We start from the raw sequence: 24,632 nt of genomic DNA, 5'->3' as shown, positions 1-24,632 counted from the left end.
AAAAAACGATTTTTTACAATCGTGCCACAAACTCAAATCGGACCTTTGTGATGAACAAAACAAAGAGAAGATGTTAAGCGAAGAATCACTTAGAGCAGCCTACGCCACCGCCCAAAATTACCCGGATTTAGCCCAGAAACTCGTTGATGCTGGTGTACAATCGTACACTGTTGAGGTATCATCCGGCAACATGATCTACCGATCAGCCGATGGTGAGACCTTACTTCATCCAACTATAATGGAACCCAGAGCCATTGCAACCCGCTTCGACCAGGCAGGAACAATTCAGGCAATTCGGGGCAATCAGGAAGGCAAAACAGATTACCCACAATTTATGAATGAAATTGCTCAATCAGGTATTCGCTTCTACGATGCTATCCTGACCGGTAACAATAAACGGGTTATTTACGTAGGTATAGGCGGGCATTATGAAGAGAAAATTCCAATTGTCTGATCCACTAGCCAACCTACACCAGCTTTTTCACGTCCAGCACTTTCACCTTATTCTGCTCAGCTTTTTTGAGCGTTTCGGGAGAATAGACAGACAAGCGTACGTTTTCCTGCATATCAGCCCGTTTCTGAATATGCTGCTCCAGATAACGATCCAGGTGTTTGCCTTCCAGACCGTAGCTAAAAAATAGGGAGACACGTTCGCCCTGCTGTTCGCGGAACAGGAAATCGGGCAGACGATTTTCCAGACCAACGTGCAGTGGTAGGTTATTCAGCACTTTCATCCGACGGGCATTGCCGCTGTGGAGCGTCCGCATATTCCAGGCCACAATGTCGCCCGCACGGGTGTCCGCAAATACGTCGGCACCGTCGGCGGCCTCGTGGCTTCCCCTTTTAAATCGGATACCTCCACTGTAGGTATCGTGGTTCTGAAGATAGATACCAAAACGGATTAATGGATAATGTCCATCCCAATCGGCACCCTGGCCGAACTGGTAACGGTCGATATTATCGCGGTGAAACCCTCGGGTGCCAGTACCAATTTGGTAAGTGCTATCCGAGAAGTAAACGGGCGTATCGCCCAATAATTCAGTGGCAATGGCAACAATACGCGGATCGTAAATTACCCAGCCCAGCTTCTCTTTACTGAGTAAATCGCCTTTTACGGAAGCCGCCTGTTTTACTTTCGCCACCAAACCAAGTTTCTGCTGCTGATTGCGATAGTCGTAGGCCGATTGCCGCAATTGAGTCACTTCGTCTGGTGTAAAAACGTTGCGGACGATAAGATAGCCTTGCTGTTCAAATTGCTCCCGGCGTGTCATTTTTAGTTCTATTGTTTCAGGTTCAAGGTTTTCGCATCTTGCTGTGAGGTCAGGTTCTTAAACCTGACCTAGTGAGGTTTCTTAAAACCTCTAATTAGTATGTATAGGTTTTAAGAAACCTTGCGACGTCGGTTTCTAAAAACCGACATCACGTGCACCCCCATTTTAACGAATAGCTTCTTCCTGTATAAAATTAACCGTGGCCACTCGTGCCATATCCCCCCAGAAACTTGGGTACGATTTATCCACAACTCTTGGCTCTTCAATAATTATTTCCTCACGCATCGCTACGGGTGCAAACGCCATGGCCATCCGGTGATCATCGTAGGTTTTGATGGTAGCAGGCAGTGAATGACTCGTTGGCAATTGACGAACTTCGTAGAGGTGGTTTGGCTCAATCTCCACTAATTCAGCCCCAATTTTCTGCAACTCCGCCTGTAGCGCAGCGATTCGGTCGGTTTCCTTAATTTTCAGACTCTCGACTCCTGTAAGCCGTAAGATTACACCTTTTACTGCGGCACACACAGCAACCGTCTGGGCCAGATCAGGGCAGTCGGTGAAGTCCCAGGCTAAGGATTCACTAACCTTACCCTTGGTTAACCGAACACCGGATTCGGTAAAGGTACTCGCGACGCCTAAGGAACGCATAATATCGACTATCGCACTATCGCCCTGCAACGATTTGGCTTTCAGCCCCAGTAGCGTAATTTCGGCCGTTTCGTCTTTAGCTAATGCGGCTACGCTATACCAGTAACTCGCCCCCGACCAATCGGATTCAATGGCATACGGTTTGGGCGTATAGGGTTTTGGCGCAATAGTGATCGTCTTTGTCTCCCAATCCGCCTGAACATCAGCCCCAAAATAAGCCATTTGTTCCAGCGTCATTTCGATATAAGGTCTTGACCCAATGGCACCTGTTAGCTCCAGTGTCAACCCATTCGGCAACAACGGAGCAATCATCACCAGGGCAGAAATATATTGACTGCTCACATCGCCCCGAATACTGATCCGGTTCGAGCTTCCCGCAGTGAAGCCGTTAAGCTGTAGGGGTGGGTACCCTTCTTTGTTAAGATACGTAATATCAGCACCGAGCGATCGTAGCGCATCAACCAGTATGCCGATGGGACGTTCACACATTCGAGGGGTGCCTGTCATTGTTTTTTGCTGACCCGTTACGGCGAAATAGGCCGTCAGAAAACGCATTGTCGTTCCCGCATCCAGCACATCGGCGATCTGGTCTTCTGACTTTAGCAACCGGATCATCGTCTGTGTATCACGGGCGGTCGATAGATTTTTCAGGTCACATTGAAAGCCGGTCAGGGCGTCGATAATAAGGGCACGGTTGCTTTCACTTTTCGACGAAGCGAGGGGAATCGTGGCCTGGATAATACCAGGCTTCGTCAGCGTAGCGGGAGGAGATAAACGAACAGCGTTCAAGAGATAAACAGATTAGAGGAGTCTGGGTTTTTGGTATTCGGTTTACGAAAGGCTTACGCATGAATTGTTAACGCGCCAGCCTACCGTAAACCGAATACCAAAAACCAAAAATCCTTAAAAGAAATAGTTCGCAAAAAAACGAAATTACTGCTAGATTCCGGTCATCATTGGCTGGTTAGCCCGCATGAAAACGCTTTTTTTCGTATGAATCAGTTTATTAACGCCACCGTTTTTACCGGCGATGAATGGCTTTCGAACGGGTCGGTACGTACTGATAACGGTCGCATTCAGGAAATATCGACAGCAGAAACAACATCTGTGCCCAATGGAACAACGATTATTGACCTCAACGGTGATTACCTCCTTCCGGGCTTTGTGGATTTGCAGTTGTACGGCGGGTCGAATCTATTTCTGAACGACCAGCCAACGCCCGACACAGTTCGGCATATTTACGACTCGCATGCGCGCAATGGCACCACCACCTTACTGCCTACCATTCATTCGACATCGCTGGCTATTATGCAGGAGTCGATGGCGGCTGTGCAGGTTGTACGCAGCGAAAACCCATTCGGCGTTCCAGGTATTCATATCGAAGGCCCTTATTTCAATCCTATCAAGCGTGGAGCACACAGCATGGCCTACGTCCGAACGCCCGCCGAAGGTGAACTGGAAGCCTTATTCAGTACCAACGCCGACGTGATTCGGATTCTGACACTAGCGCCTGAAATTCTGACGCCTGAGCAATTCCAAACGCTAAAGAAACTCAAACACCCTAGTACGCTATTGTCACTTGGCCACAGTAATGCTACGTATCAACAGGCCACAGCGGCTTTCAATGATGGTATGCCATTAGCAACTCATCTTTATAATGCGATGCGTGGGTACGAAAGCCGTGAACCGGGTGTGGTGGGTGCTGTTTTTGATCATCCAACAGTTCGGGCCAGCATCATAGCCGATAGCTACCATTGCAATCCAACCACCATCCGCATTGCCTATCGGCTACTGGGGGAGCGGCTCTTCCTTATTTCAGACGCGTTGTTCGCTAATCCACCTCGTCCAACGTTCGAGTTAGGGCAGTTTGTTGTCCATTTTGAGCCGGACCCTAACGGGCCGGACCCATCCAGGCCGGGACGTTATGTTAATAATGAGGGAAATCTGGCGGGTTCGGCAATCACCCTAATTGATTGCGTTCGGATTGCAGTTGAGCAGGCGGGTATTCCCCTAACAAACGCCTTACGGATGGCATCCACTATTCCGGCGGAGATTATTGGATTGGGTGACTTATTAGGAAAAATCCAGCCGGGTTATCTGGCCAATCTGGTTCGAGCAGATAAAACACTACATACCAAAGGCGTCTGGGCATCAGGCAAACAGCTAGCCTAACGGTTGACTCAATCAGAGATTTGAGGGTCTGATTGAGTCGGGGGAATCCCAAAAGCTAACCACCCAACTCAAGAAAATCTATTCTGAAAGGCGTAAATCCACGGCGCATTTCCCTGCAAGGCCTTGTTGAGTAATTACATCAAAATCAATTTGATGTAATTACTCAACAAGGCCTTTATTTGTCGTATCTCATTGGAGTATATTATAGAGAATAGAATATAGTCTTTAATATATTGAATTTTTCAAATATATCAGTATAATATTTTACTTATAATTTGTTTTTCATTATTTAAATATGTTATTTCAACAAAGTACAACAAATAATACTCTCTATTCTTAGTGTCAAATATAAGTAGTAGAGTTCATCTATTCAGAAAGATTGCAAGCCGCAAGTTCCGATAGTTGGGCTCGGATGCAACGCAATTACAAGCAAATACACGGGGTAATTACTCAAAGGCCGAGGACCGGCTTTAGCTAAGCTATTGCCCAAATTTATCTGTATTCATATATATCCAACATCAATCTCATTTACGCCATGAACCAGTATGAAACTAGCAGCACAAATTCCGTAAGAGGACGTTTTACGCCAGGTATTATGTTGTATACTTCTCCCATTTATTCCTCAAAAAACAAGTTTGGAACACGTACGGTAGTGGGCCGACACTACGCTCCAAACGGGCGTCAACATCATACAGAAAGGCCTCAGCCAGGGAGCCAGCACTGAACCATTTAACCAAAAAAATTTACTGTATTCGGAAAGGTAGTTTTCCAGCATCTACCTATGCTGTACGCTACTTCTATAGCTGTATGGCTGCAATCCTACCAACGATTAAAAGCACCCCCTTTTCCATATTTACCTGATTACCAATCTATAAACTAATCTCTCTACTATAACTCCCCCAATCAACATGCAAAGAAAATTACGTAAACATGACGTACTACCAGTACTAGTCACCTTGTTTGTATTGGCCATTGCGCTTCCAACGGACGCATTGGCTCAGGCCAGGAAAATTACGGGTAAGGTACAGACAGGCACTTCTGAATTATTACAGGGTGTCAATGTGCTGGTAAAAGGCAATAGTCGAAAAGGGGCGGTCACCGATAATCAGGGACTATTTTCACTGGAAGCATCGCCCACCGATGTCCTTGTGATCAGCTTCATCGGTTTTAAATCGAAGGAGATACAAGTTGGGAATGAAACCAATTTCACGATTTCGCTGGATGAAGATGCCACTCAGTTAAGTGAATTGGTTGTGACCGGAACCCGAAACGTCGGTCGTACCATCATTGAATCGCCGGTGCCGGTAGATGTTATTTCGATCAAGGATATAATGGGATCACTGCCCCAGATTGATTTAGCTCAGATGCTGGCCTTTGTGGCGCCCAGTTTCAATGCTGTCCGTTCACAGGGGGGGGATCTTAACTCACACGTCGATCCCGTGCAGTTACGGAATATGGCTCCCAACCAGATATTGGTTCTGGTTAACGGAAAGCGACGCCATACATCGGCCCTACTTATTACTGAAACGGCGGTGGGCAGTCCGTCTACTACGGTTGATTTAATGACGATTCCTGTGTCAGCCATTGATCGGGTGGAGATTCTTCGCGACGGCGCTGCGGCTCAGTACGGTTCAGATGCGGTAGCAGGTGTGGTGAACATCATCCTGAAGAAAGGCACGAATAAATTAACGGCTAGCCTGACGGGTGGCGGGTACGCCAATACGGGTGGACAGGCGGGAGCGTTGACCAAAGACGGCAAACCGGATGGATTCAATTACCAGTTTGATGCGAACTACGGGTTCAAAATTGCCGATAAAGGGTTCATTAATATTTCAGGCCAGATCACTCAGCGCCGACCCACACTGCGTCCGTTCGTAAATGATTGGGGTTTCTTCGACAATACGTATCTGAACAACCTCCGAACTGATAAAAACGGAAATCCGGTCATCACGAACCCTGAATTGATAAACGCCCAGGTAGCTGGCAACACCTCGCTGATGACATCGCTGAAAACAGAAGATGGTCTGATGAGCGCACGCGGATTAACAAAGGCCGATTTTGCCGTATACGCTGGTATGCCAGCCATTACGCTGGGCAGCATGTTTTATAATGCTGGTTTTGAGATAAACCCAACCACTTCGTTCTACAGTTTTGGCGGTATGTCGTATAAATATCTGGAAGGCTTCTCCTGCTATTTCCGCCGGCCCGCCCAAACCGACCGCTTCAACTACCTGCTTTATCCCAATGGGTTCAGGCCTCAGATGACCTCAAACACGTCTGATATTTCCAATACAGTTGGTATCAAAAGCAAGATCGGCGATTTCACAGTTGACTTCAGTAATACGTTTGGAAAAAATACTATGCGGCTTGGCATGGTCAATACGTTCAATGCGTCTCTGGGTTCCAATTCGCCCGTGAACATGAATCTGGGAACCCACCAGTTCACCCAGAATTCAACTAATCTTGACTTCTCCCGCTATTTCAAAGGAGTGATGAACGGCCTGAATATCGCCTTTGGTGCAGAAATGCGTATTGAGAACTATAAAATCATTAAAGGTCAGGAAGAAAGCTATAGCTACGGCACAGCAGGCGTCCTAACGGTAGGCAAAGATGGTCTTCTTGTTGGACCCGATGGCAAACCGCTGGAAGATGCCAGTAGCACACCTATTGTTGATGCTAATGGCAATCCATTATCGGTCTTTGCCGGGCAACAGGTCACTGTTAAATCCTTGTCGTCTAACTGTCAGTGCTTTGCCGGTTTTGGTCCCAAGAATGAACGAAATGAATTCAGAACGACGATGGGTGCCTATTTAGATGCTGAATTGGAACTCACCCGAAAATTTTTAGTGGCAGGTGCTTTCCGGCTGGAAAATTACTCTGACTTTGGGGGTGTAACGATTGGGAAGCTGGCAGCCCGCTATTCGATCTCGAAAACCCTGTCGATCCGTGGCTCGATTGCCAGCGGCTTCCGGGCACCTTCGCTCCAGGAGTTAAACTATACGCACACGGCTACTGCGTTCGTGCCGGATGCGAACGGCATTCCACAGCCTCTGGATGTAACTACTTACCCTACCAATAGTACAGCGGCCCGGGTGTTAGGCATTAAAGGCTTAAAACAGGAACAATCCCGTACCTACGGCTTTGGCCTTACCTATCAGCCGGTTCGTGGCTTTGAAGTAACGTTAGATGCCTACCAGATTGATGTAGACAACCGTATCTTCAGAACCAGTTATTTCAACGCGTCTGAAGTAGGCAATAACTATGGTGAAGTAATTGGCGATGGGGAGGCTCAATTTTTCGTAAATGGGGCCGATGTACGCTCTAAAGGCCTTGAAGCTGTTGGAAATTATACGATGAATCTACAAGGCAACAAAAGCTTCACATTCAGCCTTGCCGCTATTTTCAGCAAAAACACAGTACTCAACCGGAAGACGCTCAACCTGAATGTAGCCAATCTGACCGAAGATCAGGTTGTAGGAAAATACCTTAGCCGTGATGTAATCGGACAATTTGAAACGGGAACCCCAAGAACAAAGCTGATTGGTTCGGTTGCTTTTCGCGCCAATAAATTTAACACAATGCTCCGGGGCACCTATTATGGCACGGTGACAGAGCGGTCTGTGTCTGCCGATAACGATGGCAATTTTTATGACCAGACGTTTTCGGGCCAGGCGATTTTTGACCTAAGCTTTGGCTACGATCTAACTCGTAATTTGAAAGTGTCTATTGGCGGTAGTAATATCTTCGATAAATATCCTCAAATACTCCGCTCAGAGAATCAGGGTTTTTATCTGTATTCCAACAATCAGCAAGGGTCTAACGGTGCCTATTACTATGGTCGTGTGATGTTCAACTTCTAATTGCAACTCCAGCTATGAATCGATATTTCAATAAAAGAAGCATTTTCCCTCTCCTGGGCCTCCTTCTGTCGGCAGTTGTTTTCTTAAGCTCCTGCGAGCAAAATAAATACGAACCGAATTTAAGTGTTGCGCCGGGAGGTGGTACGGTAACGACCTATAAGTCGTATACGCTCACATCGGCAACGGGTGCCACAGTGTATGGGCGTGTGGTGTTCTATAAATACAACTCTTCAATCACATTGGTAGAGATGGGGCTTTATAACACAACATTAGGAACATCCTACACCTCGTCTATTTATCAGGGCAAACTCGCCGATAAGTTGACTACTGCCCTCAAACCACTGGATGCTATCAGTGGAGCTACGGGTTCATTCTCTAGTAATAAATACTTTACGATCAATGAAGCCGGTTTCTATGACAAGCTTGCTACCTACAGCGCCAATGTCAAAATACTATCCGGCACAACTGTAGTGGCCAGTGGGGATATTGGGGCGAATGCAGCACCCGTTGCCCAGTCGAATTAGTTTCCATTAGATTATGATTTACAAAAACAGCCCTGGATCAGTTTCCAGGGCTGTTTTTGTAAATCGTCAATTCATCGTCTCCCACCATCTCCCGGCTTATCAGCCTACCGTGTACTACGGGCGCTTTTATCGCATCGGCGAACCGCCCCTCGCCCAACATCATTCGACTGCGGAAGACCCACATCTCGTCCCACAAACCAGCTTCGATAAACGACTCCAGGAGCGTAGCCCCGCCCTCCACCAAAACCGACTGAATCTGGCGGTGGTGAAGGTCTTGTAATAAGTGAACGAGCGAAAGAGTGAATGAGTGAATGACCTTGGGGCGCTCTTTTATTACCTGACCTTCTCTTTGATGATACACAATGGTAGGTTGAGAGCCATCGAACAGATTTAGGCTTTTATCCAGCGAAAGCTGATTATCAATCACAATACGCGTCGGATTCTTGCCCGGCCATAGGCGCGTATTTAGCCGGGGGTTGTCGGCACGGGCAGTGTTGGTGCCAACCAGTATACCATCTTCTTCGCTTCGCCAACGGTGAACCAGTCGATTGGCTAAATCACCAGTTATTTTAACGGGCATTCCACCTTCTGCGCCAATAAAGCCATCGGCGGTTTCTGCCCATTTCAGGATGATGTAAGGGCGTTTCTTTTCAAAGAAGGTAAAGAATCGTGCATTCAGTTCACGACCTTCTTCGACCAGAACACCAGTTTCAACAGGAATACCAGCTGCTCGTAATTTGGCAAAACCGTTGCTCGCTACCAGCGGATTCGGGTCGTCATTACAGCAAACTACGCGTCCAATCTGTTTTTCGATGAGCAGATCCGCGCAGGGAGGCTGTTTGCCGTAATGAGAACAGGGTTCTAATGTTACGTAGGCCGTACTCTCGGGCAGCAGATGTACGTCTTCAGGTCGAACCGACAGTAGTGCATTTCGTTCCGCATGTGCTTCACCATACCGCTGGTGCCAGCCTTCCCCAATGATTCGGGGTGTTTTGCCCGCAGCCTCGTGTACAATCACACAGCCAACCATTGGGTTTGGGCTAACATGACCCCGACCAAGGGTAGCTAATTCGAGAGCACGACGCATGAATTGGTTCATAGTTTGTAGCGAGTTCGTTCATGGTTTACGATTTATGGTTTACGCTGGGCTATTGCTACGATGCACGCACGCGTCTTTTATTCATGCGCCAGCTACCATAAACCACAAACCGTAAACTGAATACCGTAAACTTCCCTATTTTTGACAAAATTACTCGACAGAACCCAATGGCCACCGCCAAACCTCTATACGATCGCCTAAGTAAGAATATTACAGCCTACCCACCCGAAGAAGCACGGGAAATGGCCTTTATGTTGCTTGATCATTATTTCGGGCTACGCAAAACGGATATATTGACAGACAAACCGCTGCCACCGAATCGTACCGAACCCGATTGGTTTAAGATTCTGGAGCGACTGAACCGCCAGGAGCCTATTCAGCATGTTATTGGCACAACCATTTTCTGCGGCTTGGAATTCGAGGTATCGCCCGATGTGCTGATTCCCCGGCCCGAAACCGAAGATTTAGTAAGGCTCATTATGCACGACTTTGCCGACCGTACCGACGATGTACCCATTGTTGATATCGGCACGGGCAGTGGGTGCATTGCCATTACCTTAGCTCGTTTCCTGCCACAGTCGGTTGTAACAGGCTGGGATGTTTCCGATGAAGCCCTCACACTGGCCCGACGAAATGCAGAACATCTGAACGCCGACGTTACCTTTGAGATTCAGGACATCCTGAATGTGCCGACCGATTTCAGTCGTCGGTTCGATTGTGTGGTGAGTAACCCACCCTACGTAACCCGTTCAGAAGCTGCTGATATGCATCGTAATGTACTGAATTACGAGCCCGATCTCGCTCTGTTTGTGGAAGACAACGACCCGCTGGTGTTTTATAAAGCCGTTGCCGATTTCTGCGTTCGTCACCTAACCAAAGATGGGTCCTGTTACGTTGAAATCAATGAGCGGTTCGGTGATGCAACCCGGCAGGTGTTTGCCGATCGAGGCTTCACAAAAATTCAGGTCTATAAAGATATTCACGGCAAGGATCGAAGCATCCGGGCAACGTTTTAAACGTCATTGGTAGTCATTAGGTGTCATTTACGGTCATTCGTTACTTCAGCATTGACTAACCATCTAATGACCAAAAATGACACCTAATGACTATTAATGACCAAAAACTAATGCAGCCAACCACTTCCTTCACCTACCATACAAAAATCCGCGAGGTATTCAGTGAGATGAGCCAGGTAGTGGTTGGGCAGGAACGCCTGCTCAATCGGTTACTCATTGGCTTATTTACAGGTGGACATATCTTACTGGAGGGCGTTCCTGGCTTAGCAAAAACACTGACGATCAACACGCTGGCCAAGGTTCTTGAATTAGATTTTCAACGCATTCAGTTTACCCCCGATCTACTACCCGCTGACCTGATTGGCACGATGATTTTCAATCAGAAAACAGCTGAATTTGAGGTAAAACAAGGGCCTATTTTTGCGAACCTGATTCTGGCAGATGAAATTAACCGTTCTCCTGCCAAAGTTCAGTCGGCTCTGCTCGAAGCCATGCAGGAAAAGCAGGTTACCATCGGCGAAGAAACCTTTGTACTGGATCGCCCTTTTCTGGTACTAGCCACGCAAAACCCTGTGGAGCAGGAAGGTACTTATCCGCTGCCAGAAGCTCAGGTAGACCGATTCATGATGAAAGTCTTTGTCGATTACCTGAACAAAGACGATGAACTGGAAGTCATGCGCCGGATGTCGAACATGAATTTCGATTACGAAGTACAGCCCGTACTGGGGAAAGAAGAACTGGTAGCCATTCGCAACGAAATCAATGGTATCACTATCTCCGAAACGCTTGAACGCTACATCATCGAGTTGGTGTTCGCCACCCGCCGACCGCTGGAATATAACCTCCGCGATGAATCCCGGTATATTCAATTTGGTGTATCGCCCCGGGCCAGCATTAATCTGAATCTGGCAGCGAAAGCGCTCGCTTACTTCGACCGGCGGGATTATGTACTACCCGAAGATATCAAAGAAGTGGCCCCAGATGTATTCAACCACCGAATTATGCTCAACTACGAAGCCGAAGCCGACGGGGTTACGACCCTACAGATCATCGACTCTATTTTGCGTAAAGTAGCGATTGGTCGGTAAAGGCAAATGAACGGAGAAATCCTGTTCGGTGTTTTGGTTTTGATGCTTTAACCGCTCATGAAACCAACGTACCTCTTCCTTCTTATTGCCGCCTTCGTAGCCGGAACGCTTTGGCTCTACGGGGCTTATATAGCGAAACCCCGCCCTCCTCACAAACGCCCTGCGGGTGCAACCTCACCCGGCGACCGTCGCGTTGAAAAGACGGATGCGGACTGGAAGAAAATCCTTCCCAGATCAGTGTATACCATTACCCGAAAGCAGGGTACTGAGTGGCCGGGCAGCAGTGAATTGACCGATGAACACCGGCAGGGCGTTTATGATTGCGTCTGCTGCCACAACCCGTTATTTCGCTCTGTTACCAAATTTGATTCACACACAGGGTGGCCGAGTTTCTACGCACCAATCGTCCCAAATGCGGTTTATAATGAAGCGGATGGCAATCGAACAGAAGTCCGCTGCTCGGTCTGTGACGCGCATTTGGGTCATGTATTTAACGATGGCCCGGAGCCCACTGGCTTACGCTATTGCATGAATGGCGTAGCGTTGGTGTTTGAGCCTGGGAAGTAAAGCCATAACAGCTGAGAATATCAGATTTCCAATTCGCGAATTGGAAATTCTGCGTGCCCTGTTTATTCTGATCAGAACTGGAAATAAATGAACTGGTTCGAGGAGAAAACACCGAAGAGGTAGGTCATGAACGTGATCAGCGCGAATAAAATCGCGAATCGGGCGGTACTGCGTGTTGGGATGGTCAGATAAAAATATTCCTTCACTAACAGGAATACGATCAGGAAAATACTGAACCACATTTCCACTGAATTCATCGGGCTATTAATCTGGTCACGGATAGACAAGGTGGCAATTTGTTTCAGGATCAGGAATGCATCGCTCAGGCTGCGGGCTCGGAAGAACACCCATGTCAGCATAATCAGTACGAAGGTGATGAGCGTGTTAACAACCACCCGCACCGGCGATTTTCGGCTTAGGGTATCATTAACGGGAGAAGTTACAAGGCTCGGGGGTGTTATTGAAAAGCCCATTTTTGCCAATAGCTTGTCGCGCAGAACGGCAAGAATCTGGTAGAGGCCATTCAGGCCACCCCAAATCACGTACGTCCAGTTGGGACCATGCCAGAGGCCGCTGGCCAGAAACACGATCAGCATATTGAGGTACTGCCGAAATTCACCTTTGCGGTTTCCGCCCAGCGGAATATACAGGTAATCCCGGAACCAGGTCGAGAGCGAAATATGCCAGCGTCGCCAGAACTCCGAAATAGATTGCGCAATATAGGGCGTTCGGAAGTTTTCCATGAGATCGAACCCCATAACCCGTGCAGCCCCGATTGCCACGTCGGAATAACCCGAAAAATCACAGTAAATCTGGAACGTATAGAAAAACGTAGCGGCCAGGAGTGTCAGGCCATTCTGCTCGGACGGATTGCCGTAGCTATAATCAACGAGCATAGCCAGTCGGTCGGCAATAACGAGCTTTTTAAAGAGCCCAAAGGCCATCTGCATAAGCCCAGCCTTTACATTCTCAACATCGTATTTGAAGTAATCATGAAACTGCCACAGTACGTTTTGAGGCCGCTCAATCGGACCAGCTACCAACTGCGGATAGAACATCACGTAAAGGGAGTAGATGCCGAAATGCTTCTCCGCTTTCTGATTCCCCCGGTACACTTCAATAGTATAGCTCATAGCCTGAAACGTGTGGAACGACAGGCCAATGGGCAAAATGCTCATGTTGTCTTTATAGGACGCTATGCCACTTTGTCCGAACACATGTAGTACCTGTACAAACACCCGGTTTACCAGCCTGGTAACGGTTTCGGCAATGTGCGGCATCTGAAACGCATCGAACAAGGCCGCAATGTTTTCCGTAAAGAAGCCGAGGTATTTAAAAAACGCCAGAATACCCAGGTTGGATATCAGCGATAGGATTAACAGCCATCGGCGGGCTTTTCCGCTTGATTTCTCGATCCAGATACCAGCAATGTAATCTATGACAATGGTTAGAAACAGAATCAGGATATAGGTCGGCTGGAATACCATGTAGAAATAGCAACTGGCTACTAACAACAGCATCCACCGGCCTTGCCACTTCAGGCTGAAGTAGCTCAGGGTGACGACAATAAAGAACAGTAAAAATTGTAGTGAATTAAATAACATTCTCCTGCGGTTTCTGACCGTTTAAGCCTTGAATGGGTTGACGTTGTTGCTGGCGAATAACCTCACGGACAACGTAGAGCGGACGACCTTTGGCCTGAAAAAATATTCGCAATACATATTCGCCAATCAGCCCCAGGGCAATCAGCTGTATTCCACTGAACAGAATAATGAAGAATAACAGGGCCGTAAAGCCCTGTGGCACATCATGGTAAACAAATCGTTTGATGAGCGTCTGAATCAAATACAGCCCGGCAATTCCCAAGGTAAACATACCCATCCGGGTGATGATCTTGACGGGATATTCGCTGAAGTTAAAAATTCCATTATAGGCCAGTCGCTGGAGCATTTTGAAGGAGTATTTCGACTCCCCCGCCTGGCGGGCATCCCGTTCATATTCGAAGCCCGTCTGCCGGAACCCAATCCAGCTCCGCATTCCCCGAATGAACCGGCTTTCTTCAGGCATCTGGTTCAATACATCGGCCACCCGGCGACTGATGAGTGAAAAATCACCGCTATCCAGCGGCATATCAACGTAGGAAATTGACCGCATAAACCGGTAGAACAAGGCGTAGGCTGATCGTTTAAACCAGTTTTCCTTCCGCTTCTTCCGAACGGCATACACTACATCGTAACCCTCCTTGTATTTTTGGTAGAAATCCGTCAGTAATTCAGGAGGGTCCTGTAAATCACCATCAATAATAAATAGAGCTTCGGTAGCGCAGGCTCTGGCAATACCTGCGGTGAGCGCAATCTGGTGACCGTAGTTGCGGGACAGAAATATGCATTGATACCGGCTGTCGGTCAGGGCCAGTTGCTGCATCTGTACGGCCGTATCATCTCGGCTCCCATCATCAATCAGTACGACTTCAATAGTCAGGGGCGAATTCTCCATCACGGCATTCAGCCGCGCAACAAGCCGCGGGAACGACTCGGTTTCGTTGAACAGCGGAGCAATAATTGAAATCTGAGGATTTGGCAAAACAATAGCTAGTGAGTCAGTGGCAGAATTAGCAAAAGTAAGCTTTTTTGACATTGGGGGGAGAAAACTCACTAGTTTCTTAAGGAGCGGTCACGATCTGATCGCCAAATTAGCCAGGTATCTTACTCTCAAAATCAGCCAGACTATTCACCCAATAGCATACCAATCAGCTTGCTACTCTGAAGCGATAGGTAGGTTAGAGTCAATTTTTGTATAGCCAGATTTAGATGGCTTGCCAGTTTGTTGGTTGGTTTTTTAGCAAACCCAGCGTTTTTTCTTCTACCGTATCAGGCAAAAAATTGATGCGTTCGTCAATTATAAATTCTGGCCGGTTTTTAATTTCATCAAAAATCGAACTAATATATTCACCCAGTACACCGATCGTAAGCATCTGTATTCCCCCAAAAAACATAATTACAATGAGCAATGATGCCCATCCATGCACAAGCTGATTAGGCAGAAAAATAATATTATACACTACCCAACCCAACAGCACCATAGCTATTCCAACGCTGATTACGCCCAGCGATGAAGCCATTCTAAGTGGTTTATGGCTAAAATAGAGTAGACTCGTGTGAGCAAACTTCAACATTTTGCCCAGCGAGTATTTTGTCTTTCCAGCAAATCGTTCTGCTCTCTGGTAATAAATTGGCTCCTGTTTGAAACCTACCCAGCTAATCAGCCCCCGGATGTATTTATTGTGCTCGGATAGCTGGTTAAAGGCGTTAATAATTTTGCGGTCGATAAGTCGAAAGTCACCCGTATCGGCTGGCAAGGGCACTTCAGCTAAATAATTGATGATCCGGTAAAAAGCCTTGGCAGTCAGTTTTTTAAAATAGGTTTCCCCCTCCCGGTTGCTTCGTACCGCATAGACTACATTACAGTCTTTTTCTTTCCAAAGCTTCACCATATCAGGAATCAGCTCGGGAGGGTCCTGCAAATCTGCATCAATAATCACAGCCACTTCGCCCCGACAGTTAGCAATGCCTGCCGAAACAGCCGGTTGATGTCCGAAATTTCGGGAAAACGAAATAATACAGATGTTGGGATCTTCTGCCGCCATGATTTTCAGGATGGGCAGAGTCGCATCACGACTTCCGTCATTAATGAAGATCAATTCATAACGCGTAAAATGGGCTTGCATCACCTGCGTCAGCCGGGTATACGTCTCGCTAAGTACCTGCTGTTCGTTATAGCAGGGAATGATAACGGAGACAAAGGAAGAGTACATCGGCATCTCGTTCATGATGGTACAAGTTTATCTAAGTAAGTTTCCCAGTCTACCGGATCGTAATATGTTGATCAAGGTATTGAATAGCTGGGCCAGACACGGGAGTCATTAAAATACCTAATTGATAGGTACCAGGATAGAGCGAGGTTTTCAATAACTGTGCTCTCAACGTAGGCACTTTACGCCCCAGAAAAAAAGACGTAGGGTTAAATAATGTTGGAACAGGAAAGAGGTACGTTCGTTCAGATGATTTTGCAATAAAACAGGCATTCGTCAGGTGTTCTGGCACCGGCAACCCCTCTGTCTGAACGGAAAAGAAGTCAGGCTGTTCATCAATAAGCAGGTTAATTGAGTGAATGGGATGACCAGCAACCGGTTTCAGTAAATCCTGTTCGTATGGGGTATAGAACGCAGGAGGATAGTTATAGAATCCTATGGCAACGGCACTGTCCATCCACCATTTTGCCGCAGGGGCAAACGGCGTTCCCAGGGTTGCCCCTAAGCCTACTCCATTGTGTTTTTGGTTAAAGGAGAAGGCCTCAAACATTTGCTTCCGTTCGGCCACGCGGGTCCAGCTTTGAAAATACATGGCGCACCACACCGTGATCCCAAGAGCTAGTCCGGCCGTTATCCATTTTCGCTGAATTTCCCAGGCACTAAACTCACTCAATGCGTTCAGATATAGCAGAATAGCGAACAGTGAAGAATACATGGTGTAGTTACTGATCAGCATTACCGAGTACCCAAATCGGGGGCGCAGAAAGGCAATAATGACGGCATTGATCAAGATAAACCCGTAAGCGCCAACCAGAAAATTACGGCGAACAGCCCTTGCATCCGGCTGAGTAGTTGCCTGGGGCCATGGCAACAGCATACGTTTTAGCATCCATAGCAATAGTCCGGTCAGTCCAAATCCGGCTAACGTGGGGAGAATGCTTCTGGGTAAGATGGGCGCAGAAGGAAAAAAGTCGAGCAGTGCACCTGAAAATGTAAAAAAGCCTAAAAACACCAGATGCGGATGTTGCAAAAAGAATGACATGCTGGTGTCGTTGCCCTGTGAGTTGGCAAAACCATGTACATACAGAAGTATAGTAACAGCACCGAAACCTATCCAAAAGGCAGCTTCTTTAAAACGACGTTGTACAAGTAGCGTTGCAGCACCGCTTACCCATCCAAACAGGCCGCTACTCATAGAAAAAGACGCAAGTATTTCGATACATAACGCCCCACTTAATCGCCCGGCGCCCGGCTTAGCTAACAGATAAGCCACCGCAAACACCAAAGCAACAGTCGTTTGATGTTGAAAGCTTGTTACTGCCGACAGCGTAATCAGGTAATACTGAGGATGTAGCAGCAATAGCACCACAGGCAAAAAAGCGATGAGTGGTACTTTTATGGTTTTGAAGACACGGTAGAAAATAAAGAGAGTACCTACAAGCCATACTGACGCTATCAAAATCAGCCAGCGAAAATTGACACTTCCCGTCAGAGCTTGCATTCCAGCCGCTACTAATTTAGCAAACAGGATGCGATGTTCATTATTAGGTTTAAGTAGCCACTCTAGTTTAGTAAATAGGGAATCAGCACGAAGGAAGCTAAACTGAAAGTAGATGAACGATTCCATGTCATCCATCCAGGGAATATCAGCCGCATATGCAAAGAGAAAAGCCCAAAAACAAACAATTGGTACTAGAATTAAAAAAGGGGCACTTTGCTGAAGCGACCTGGATTTGTACGTCATAGTATTGAAAGGATAGTAGTCATTCTACTTGAATGACCATTTTCCAAAACTGGATACCATTTCAATGCTAAGTAGAGAACTCATGCATTAGTGGCAAGATGAATAAAAAAATTGAAATTTTAGGGCACAAATTTATAAAAAAATCTTTCTATTTAGTTTATTAATTGATATCTATCGTCTATGATTAAGCTTGTCAATAACTACTACTTTCGTCTGCTTATTGGCTCAGATTAGTTGTCCACATAGTGTAATTTTCATAAAAAAATAAGCTGGCAACACTGATTCCAGGCAAACTCTAGAGCGTATGATAAACGCAATAGGCCTGTTCAATTGAGCATCAAGCTCAATTGAACAGTAAGGTACTTAATAATAACTTGACCCCGGAATTAAAAATGCCTTAAAGAATCTTCGAAGAGGAGCATCGCTGTGCCAAAATAAACTATATCTATCCCAGCTTCCTGTTAATAATAACAGGCATTAAGCAAGTGAAGTAACTATTGGTAACTACAAAATTTAACGAGAATCAACTACTTTACTAGTGCTTTACCAGTATATAGAGGCTTTATACGATACTTTCCAATCGGTAGCAGCTTAGTTTCTTGATGTTGAGGGTATATTCGGCATTCCGTTATTCGGGAACGGTCAGGGTTTGGTTACTAAACCGAATAGCAGGTTCGCTACTCGACGGAATCAAAATACCTACTCGATAGCGCCCCGGTGCAACCGTTGGGTTAATAATTTCAGCCTTAATAGTCCGAATGGGGCGATTCAAATAATAATTAGAAAACGTATAAGGAAGTTCGGACGGAAAAAGGTATGTCCGCTGTGCTGATTGGAGCACAATCGCAGCCTCAGTAATCGGCTGAGGGAGCACATTGTAGTCAGTTTCCGCTATGTAGCTATATCCACCACCCGATATGTGTAGTTTTAGGCCTGGATCGGATTTCATTTGTGGCAACGACATTAGCTGTGATTCGTATGGCGTATAATAGGCTTCAGGATACTGATAAATGCCCCTCCGAATCGTTTCATTCATCGTGCGCTGAGCCAGATCTAAAAAAGGACTCCCCCAGCTTGGCCCAAGTCCGGTTTTATTGTGTTTCTGATTAAAGGTATAGGTTAGCAACTGATGCTTCCGATAGGCTATTTTCGGTAAATTCACTAGATACCAGTTACCCCAGACCACCAAACTAATCAGCAGGCTAAGCAAAACCCACTGGTTGAGCACGGCTACTGGTTCTGACCGGCGTTCGCTCAGTATATTCAGATAGAGCAGAATCACGAGTACTGCCGGATAAATCATATAGTTGCTAATCAGCATCACATCATAGCCAAAACGAGGGCGTAGAAAGGCTACGATTACGGCATTGATCATCAGAAAGATATAGCAGCCTGTAAAAAAATACCGGCGTTTCCAAAGTGCTTTCGTTGCCCGATTTGTGGTTTCGTAGGTGCCGATCCGCCTACCAAGCAAAGGTTCATTCATCCTCCAAAGCAGCCCCAGTAGAGTCAGGATAATAACGAAACCCGCCAGCGTTGGCAGCACACTTCGCCAGAGGATATCGGCTTTGGAAAATAAGTCGAATAGGCCACCTGTAAAGGTAAAAAAGCCAAAGAATACCAGATACGGGTAGTTTAAAAAGAAAGAAACACTGTTTTCATTACCCTGCCCATTCGGGAAATCATGAAAGTACAAGATGATTGTGGCGATGCCTACTACAAGCCAGATAATCAACCGAATCCACTGCCGCTGCAAGGCTAGTAACACGGCTCCAGCTATCCACCCAAACAGCCCATTGCTCATTGAGAGCGATGTCAATATCTGTACACCCAATGCAATTCCAAATCGGTTGCGCTCACCACTTGCTACTAAATAAATGGTTAAAAAGGACATCATAATCACCACCTGATGCTGCATAGCAGTGATGGCCCACATACTGGTAAGGTAATATTGGGGTTGAAATAATAGAAATGAGACAGGTACAAACGCCATCAGAGGTAGATTCATTGACCGGAATACGCGGTAAAACAAACCCAGGAGCCCCAAAAGGAAGGTAAAGGCGGCAAAAATCAGCCAACGATAGCTCACGATACCCGTCAATTTATAAAGGGCTAGCGTGATTAATTTTCCCATCAGAATCCGGTGTTCGTTGTTGGGGCGAATTAACCAGTCAAGTTTTTCGCTAAGGGTAGGCGCATCGATATAACCGATAATAAAACTCAAAAACGCATCTATATCATCAATCCAGGGAACATTGACCACATAGGCTACCAAAATCACGCAAAAGCATAGAATGGGGATGCCAACCAATACGGAAGCCAACATTCGCAACCGATCAGATTGTAGTAAGTGAGAGCTAGGTAGAGACGTTAAGTTCATAAAATTACGGTGCCTATGGTTTGGGCTTCTCCGCCAATATGATCGCTTTTTTGTGAAAATAATCAGCCCAGCAACGATTCCATAGGTACTTGGGATCGGCATGGATATCTTCCAGAAATAAGGAAACCGGATAGTGGCTCAAGGGAGCAAGCAGACTTGTCTGGTCACTGGACTTGGCTAGTTGCGCATACCGTTGTTCCATTTCACGGTTGTATTGGGCTGCCCGCCCGCTCAGCCAGTCACTGTACACAACAGGCAGTACTGGCCCGACCGACGCAGACGCTAGTGCCCAGACCAACAAGACATATACAACAGAACGGGCATTTGTCAGTAAACGATCGGGTTGAAGACGCGGGCGCAAAAACGCCACCCAAAGCGTTAAGTTATATATCCAACTAAGCCAAAAGGTCAGGTTCACTACATTGATCAGGCGAGGAATGGGCGCAATTCCAACACCGTAAAAATGCAATGAGATCAGGGCTAGAATCGTGGCAAAGCCGTGCAACATGCCCAGTAAAGGGTGTACACGCAGATAAGAAGGTAAGCCCGACGTTGATGACCCGGCCAACCGCGGCCCTGTAAGTTGCCAGGCAAGGGGTAGGTACAACAGTGAAAGCGGCAACCAGGGTGTTCGAACGACTTGCTGAGCAATATAAGGAGCCATATACCGCAATGAAGAAATCAGCGTCAACGGAATATTGCTGCTATTAGGATTGCCTCCCAGCCGAATTGCATTGCCAGGAGCTTTCATCAGGTAATACACCGATACACCAGCTACTACAAATAAACAAACGATCGTCCCGGACAGCCGCCGACGCTGAATCAAGTCAACGAATGCTATCAGCCCTAATACCGACAGCATCAATACCATAGTCATCTCACTCGACCCAATAATGGCAGTCACCAGCAGACTCTCCACCAATAAATAACCCGGTTGAAATCTAAATCCCTGTCGCTGGTGAGCCAGCATGGTAGCGAGTAGCAATAGAAACAATGCACTTGAGAGGCCGTAACTAGCCAAGCCGGTATACCAGTACAAATATTCGGGAATACTGGCCAACGTTGCCATAAAGCCAATAAACAGTCCAGCAGCCAGGGCTACCCTACTACTTGTTCCAGCCACCCGATACAGCCATTGGCTGGCGAGTGCATAGAAGCTTCCCATCAATAAAGCTAAAAAAATGACAGGCACGACTTTGTAGCCCCCAAACCAGCCAATTACCAGTGGATTGGTATGAACAATAAAATTGTGAAAGAAACGCCCTGTCCAGCCATCGTAATACAACTGTTGTGCTTCCCAGAAACCATATTGCATGGCCGTATTGGCAAAACAATAATCGTCGGTTGGGGATGGGTGATTAAAGGTTGCCAGAGCAATGAGTGGTACGATTAACACGCCTACAAAAGCAAGTAACAAACTAGTAACGACACGCAGCAACGGCATGGATTCGGGCATAATAACAGGTATAGTCAGGTGGGTAAAGTGGCTTGTGTTTTGGTAAATCGGCTATTCAGAAATGGATACGCCAATACGGCCACCAGAATCACAAGTGTGCCACCATAAAAGCCAAGGGTCATTCGTTCTGTATCGCCAAAAATCAATACGGCGAGTAAGATCCCATAAACCGGCTCCAAATTTACGGTTAATACAGCCATATACGGTGAGAATTTTCGCAACAGGCCTACGCCTACTGTATAAGCATATACGGTACACACCAGGGATAATACCAGCAGCCAGCCCCATTGCATCAGGGAGTCTGGTACATACTGAACAACATGATTCACATCGGGTGGAGCACTCGCCCTAACAATCAGCCACAGGATAAGCGCCCCCACCGACGCACCAATCATCTCGTAAAAGGAGATAACCAGGGCGTTGTATCGCTGGGTAAAGCGGCTATTTATGATTGTAAAAAGGGAAGACAACATGGCCGAAAATACCGCAACCAGTAACCCTACGACCTTATCGAACTCAAAACGAAAAATAAGGTAAAGGCCTGCCATGACCACAGCCCCCAATATAACTTCAATGGTTCGCACCCGCCGACGTAATACGAGGGGTTCCAGCACACTAGCCCAAAGCGAGCTGGTGGCCATACCCGCCAGACAAACCGAGACGTTGGCTAAGCGAGCCGCCATAAAAAACATAACCCAGTGCAGCCCAATCAGTCCTCCCGTTGCCAGTAATCGCCAGCGATCAGTTGGGGAAACCAGCAAGCTCTGTCGACGTCCGAGTAATACGAATCCCATACCCACTACAGCCAGCAGTGTACGGAATAACACCACCGCCGATGCATCGAGTGGGGCCAATAACTTACCCAGAATAGCCGTAAATCCCCAGATCAAGACAATGAAATGGAGTTGCAGATAATCTGTAATGGAAGGCTTGTTTTGCATAGTAGTGAAGTAGTGGAGTGAGTGAAATAAGTGGAGTAAGTATGACGAGTGTAGTCCATACAACTCATACTTACTCCACTTATTTCACTCACTCCACTACCATTACCTCGGTATGGTATTATACAGCAATACCCCGATGCAGGCAAAAATAGCGTTTGGCAACCAAACTGCCACAATTGGATTGAGGTTACCGGATTCCGCAATGCCTTTGGCCAGCATAAAAAACAGCAGGTACGTAAAGGCCAGAATGAATCCCAAGGCCACCTGCCAGCCCACCCCCCGCCGACTCTTTCGAGCCGACATAATAACCCCAATAACCGTCAGAATAATAATGGCAAAAGGGCGGGTATCCCGGCTGTATTTCTCAATTAAATAAGTCTCAACCCCATCAGCACCACGACTTTGCAGTAACTCGATACGCTTGTTAAGTTCGGGACGGGTGAGGGTTTCGTAAAGGTTAAAATCGGAACTGAAGTCGTCGGGTTTCAGGTTTAGTGTCGTGTCCATACGCGTACCAGGAGTTAGGGACTCGTGCAGACCGTTTATATCCCTGATTTTGTAATCCACAATGGCCCATTTCTTCTTCTTGGCATCCCATTCGATGTGATCAGCGGTGAGTTTTTGCTTAAGTTGATTGCCTTCTACCCGCTCCAGGGTAAACTTATAGCCCGTGTTGCTCAGGTTATTGTAGCTCTCCAGATAGGCATAGGTGTTAGGGGCAATTTTCAAATGCACATTCCGGCCAGAGTAAGTAAACGAATCATTGATGTATTTTATCTCGAAGGCAATCCGGGTTTTGTTGGCTTTCGGAATCACATAGTTTACCATAAAATAGGTTGCTACGGCCAATACCGATGCCCCCAATACATACGGAAACAGGAAGCGAATGAAACTAACGCCCGTACTCAGAATAGCAATAATCTCGGTTCGGGCTGCCAAGCGGGAGGTGAGAAAAACCGTGGCGATAAAGACCATTAGCGGGCTGATGTAGTTGGCCCAGTACGGAACAAAATTCAGGTAATAATCCCACAGAATTTCGTTGCCAGGGGCATGCGTCTTATGAAAGTTGTCCACCTTTTCGGTGTAGTCGATCATCACAACCACCAGCACAATCACCATGACGACGAAGATGTAGGTCTGAAGAAAACGTTTGAGTATATAAGCGTCTAATAGTTTCATAAATCTTTTAAAGGTTTACGGTATTCGGTGGCTTGCGCATGAGTATTGCTTTCGCGTCAGCCACCGAATACCACAAACTGAATACCGTAAACTAATTCACCAATAAATTTTTCGCGACTTCGTGGCTAACGAACACCGTCTGACCGCTAGTGATCTGAACCAGTACCGATTTGTCGAAGACGTTGATTTGGTTAACTGTTACGATACAGCCGAGGGTTAAATTCGAGTGATCGAGGTGTTTCAGAAATTCAGGCGAGTGTTCAAGCACTGCCATCAGGCAAACGTCCTCCCCCATTTCCACTTCCGACAGTTTACGATACCCCGTTTCGGGCATCTGACCGGCGGGCGTTGGAATGGGATCGCCGTGTGGATCAAACTGTGGGCAGCCTAAATACGTATCTAACCGTGCTACTAAATCTTCTGAACGTATGTGCTCTAATTCTTCCGCAATATCATGGACTTCATCCCAGCCAAATCCGAGTTTCTGGACCAGAAAAACTTCCCAGAGCCGATGTCGCCGGATTACCTGTAGCGCAAGTCGTTCTCCCTCCTCCGTTAACCGAACGCCCTGGTATTTTTTGTAATGAATCAGCTGTTTATCAGCAAGTTTACGTAACATATCCGTTACCGAAGCGGCCTTTGTTGCTGTCATCTCCGCCAATGCATTCGTGCTCACCTCCCCCTGCCTACGATTGGCAAGTGAATAGATCATCTTCAGGTAATTTTCTTCGGTGAATGATTGCATGGACTAGGGCTACTTATGCAGAACGGCAAAAGAAATCAAAACAGTTTGCTTACAAAGGTAGTTTTTATGTTAAACTTTCTAAAAATTTAGACTAGTCTAAATTTTTATTTCAATAATGCTTATATTTGATA

The 24,632-nt window shown here is 46.7% G+C and carries 19 protein-coding genes; 7 read left to right on the top strand and 12 right to left on the bottom strand.

Translation table 11 applies throughout. The features are described 5' to 3' along the window. Positions 1-70: 70 nt before the first annotated feature. Positions 71-454: a DUF1398 family protein gene (locus tag EXU85_RS09925; protein WP_142771930.1), complete on the top strand. Its 384-nt coding sequence runs from the start codon at positions 71-73 to the stop codon at positions 452-454. A gap of 13 nt (positions 455-467) precedes the next feature. On the opposite strand, the gene EXU85_RS09920 is transcribed toward EXU85_RS09925, so the two are convergent. Continuing rightward, the gene (locus tag EXU85_RS09920) at positions 468-1,271 is read right to left on the bottom strand and encodes a phytanoyl-CoA dioxygenase family protein (protein WP_142771929.1); all 804 of its coding nucleotides are present in this window, start codon (positions 1,269-1,271) and stop codon (positions 468-470) included. A 165-nt stretch (positions 1,272-1,436) separates the two neighbouring features. Next, positions 1,437-2,708, bottom strand: a complete 1,272-nt coding sequence (locus EXU85_RS09915; RefSeq protein WP_142771928.1) for a 3-phosphoshikimate 1-carboxyvinyltransferase — start codon at positions 2,706-2,708, stop codon at positions 1,437-1,439. A 204-nt stretch (positions 2,709-2,912) separates the two neighbouring features. Here EXU85_RS09915 and nagA point away from each other — a divergent pair, with 204 nt between their 5' ends. The 3 genes from nagA (at position 2,913) to EXU85_RS09900 (ending at position 8,475) form a co-directional block, all read left to right on the top strand. Next, the gene (gene nagA / locus EXU85_RS09910) at positions 2,913-4,091 is read left to right on the top strand and encodes an N-acetylglucosamine-6-phosphate deacetylase (protein ID WP_142771927.1); all 1,179 of its coding nucleotides are present in this window, start codon (positions 2,913-2,915) and stop codon (positions 4,089-4,091) included. A gap of 908 nt (positions 4,092-4,999) precedes the next feature. Next, entirely contained in the window at positions 5,000-7,951 is a 2,952-nt protein-coding gene (locus EXU85_RS09905; RefSeq protein ID WP_142771926.1) for a TonB-dependent receptor, read from the top strand. A gap of 14 nt (positions 7,952-7,965) precedes the next feature. Then, the gene (locus EXU85_RS09900; RefSeq protein ID WP_142771925.1) at positions 7,966-8,475 is read left to right on the top strand and encodes a hypothetical protein; all 510 of its coding nucleotides are present in this window, start codon (positions 7,966-7,968) and stop codon (positions 8,473-8,475) included. A 37-nt stretch (positions 8,476-8,512) separates the two neighbouring features. Here EXU85_RS09900 and ribD read toward each other — a convergent pair whose 3' ends face one another. Continuing rightward, positions 8,513-9,574, bottom strand: a complete 1,062-nt coding sequence (ribD, locus tag EXU85_RS09895; RefSeq protein WP_142771924.1) for a bifunctional diaminohydroxyphosphoribosylaminopyrimidine deaminase/5-amino-6-(5-phosphoribosylamino)uracil reductase RibD — start codon at positions 9,572-9,574, stop codon at positions 8,513-8,515. A 167-nt stretch (positions 9,575-9,741) separates the two neighbouring features. Between ribD and prmC the strand changes: the two genes are divergently transcribed. The 3 genes from prmC (at position 9,742) to msrB (ending at position 12,245) form a co-directional block, all read left to right on the top strand. After that, positions 9,742-10,590 carry a peptide chain release factor N(5)-glutamine methyltransferase gene (gene prmC, locus EXU85_RS09890; protein WP_142771923.1) on the top strand — a complete coding sequence of 283 codons (849 nt, stop codon included), beginning with the start codon at positions 9,742-9,744 and terminating at the stop codon, positions 10,588-10,590. 110 nt (positions 10,591-10,700) lie between these two features. Beyond that, positions 10,701-11,678, top strand: a complete 978-nt coding sequence (locus EXU85_RS09885; RefSeq protein WP_142771922.1) for a MoxR family ATPase — start codon at positions 10,701-10,703, stop codon at positions 11,676-11,678. Between the two features lie 57 nt (positions 11,679-11,735). Next, positions 11,736-12,245 (top strand): peptide-methionine (R)-S-oxide reductase MsrB, encoded by a 510-nt coding sequence (msrB, locus tag EXU85_RS09880; protein ID WP_142771921.1) that lies wholly within the window; start codon positions 11,736-11,738, stop codon positions 12,243-12,245. A gap of 71 nt (positions 12,246-12,316) precedes the next feature. Here the strand turns inward: msrB and EXU85_RS09875 are convergent, their stop codons facing one another. From EXU85_RS09875 to EXU85_RS09835, 9 genes are all read right to left on the bottom strand, one after another. Next, entirely contained in the window at positions 12,317-13,849 is a 1,533-nt protein-coding gene (locus EXU85_RS09875; protein WP_142771920.1) for an MBOAT family protein, read from the bottom strand. Beyond that, positions 13,839-14,882: a glycosyltransferase family 2 protein gene (locus tag EXU85_RS09870; RefSeq protein ID WP_142771919.1), complete on the bottom strand. Its 1,044-nt coding sequence runs from the start codon at positions 14,880-14,882 to the stop codon at positions 13,839-13,841. Before EXU85_RS09870 ends, EXU85_RS09875 begins: the two co-directional genes overlap by 11 nt. Before the next feature lie 169 nt (positions 14,883-15,051). Then, positions 15,052-16,074: a glycosyltransferase family 2 protein gene (locus EXU85_RS09865; RefSeq protein ID WP_210422457.1), complete on the bottom strand. Its 1,023-nt coding sequence runs from the start codon at positions 16,072-16,074 to the stop codon at positions 15,052-15,054. A 34-nt stretch (positions 16,075-16,108) separates the two neighbouring features. Continuing rightward, positions 16,109-17,683, bottom strand: coding sequence for a hypothetical protein (locus EXU85_RS09860; protein WP_168207767.1), 1,575 nt, complete (start codon positions 17,681-17,683; stop codon positions 16,109-16,111). 745 nt (positions 17,684-18,428) lie between these two features. Then, the gene (locus tag EXU85_RS09855) at positions 18,429-20,180 is read right to left on the bottom strand and encodes a hypothetical protein (protein WP_142771917.1); all 1,752 of its coding nucleotides are present in this window, start codon (positions 20,178-20,180) and stop codon (positions 18,429-18,431) included. A gap of 13 nt (positions 20,181-20,193) precedes the next feature. Further along, a complete protein-coding gene (locus EXU85_RS09850) occupies positions 20,194-21,636 on the bottom strand; it encodes a DUF6056 family protein (RefSeq protein WP_246859492.1) in 1,443 nt (480 codons plus the stop codon). Positions 21,637-21,650: 14 nt separating this feature from the next. Then, positions 21,651-22,577 (bottom strand): DMT family transporter, encoded by a 927-nt coding sequence (locus EXU85_RS09845; protein WP_142771916.1) that lies wholly within the window; start codon positions 22,575-22,577, stop codon positions 21,651-21,653. A gap of 102 nt (positions 22,578-22,679) precedes the next feature. Then, positions 22,680-23,756, bottom strand: a complete 1,077-nt coding sequence (locus tag EXU85_RS09840) for an LptF/LptG family permease (RefSeq protein WP_142771915.1) — start codon at positions 23,754-23,756, stop codon at positions 22,680-22,682. Between the two features lie 91 nt (positions 23,757-23,847). Further along, on the bottom strand, positions 23,848-24,501 hold the full coding sequence (locus EXU85_RS09835; protein ID WP_142771914.1) for a metal-dependent transcriptional regulator: 654 nt from the start codon (positions 24,499-24,501) through the stop codon (positions 23,848-23,850). Positions 24,502-24,632: the final 131 nt, after the last annotated feature.

The sequence above is a fragment of the Spirosoma sp. KCTC 42546 genome, assembly GCF_006965485.1.
Lineage (GTDB): Bacteria > Bacteroidota > Bacteroidia > Cytophagales > Spirosomataceae > Spirosoma.
Note: the sequence above shows the minus strand (reverse complement) of the source record. Positions and strands in the feature narration are given on the sequence as shown.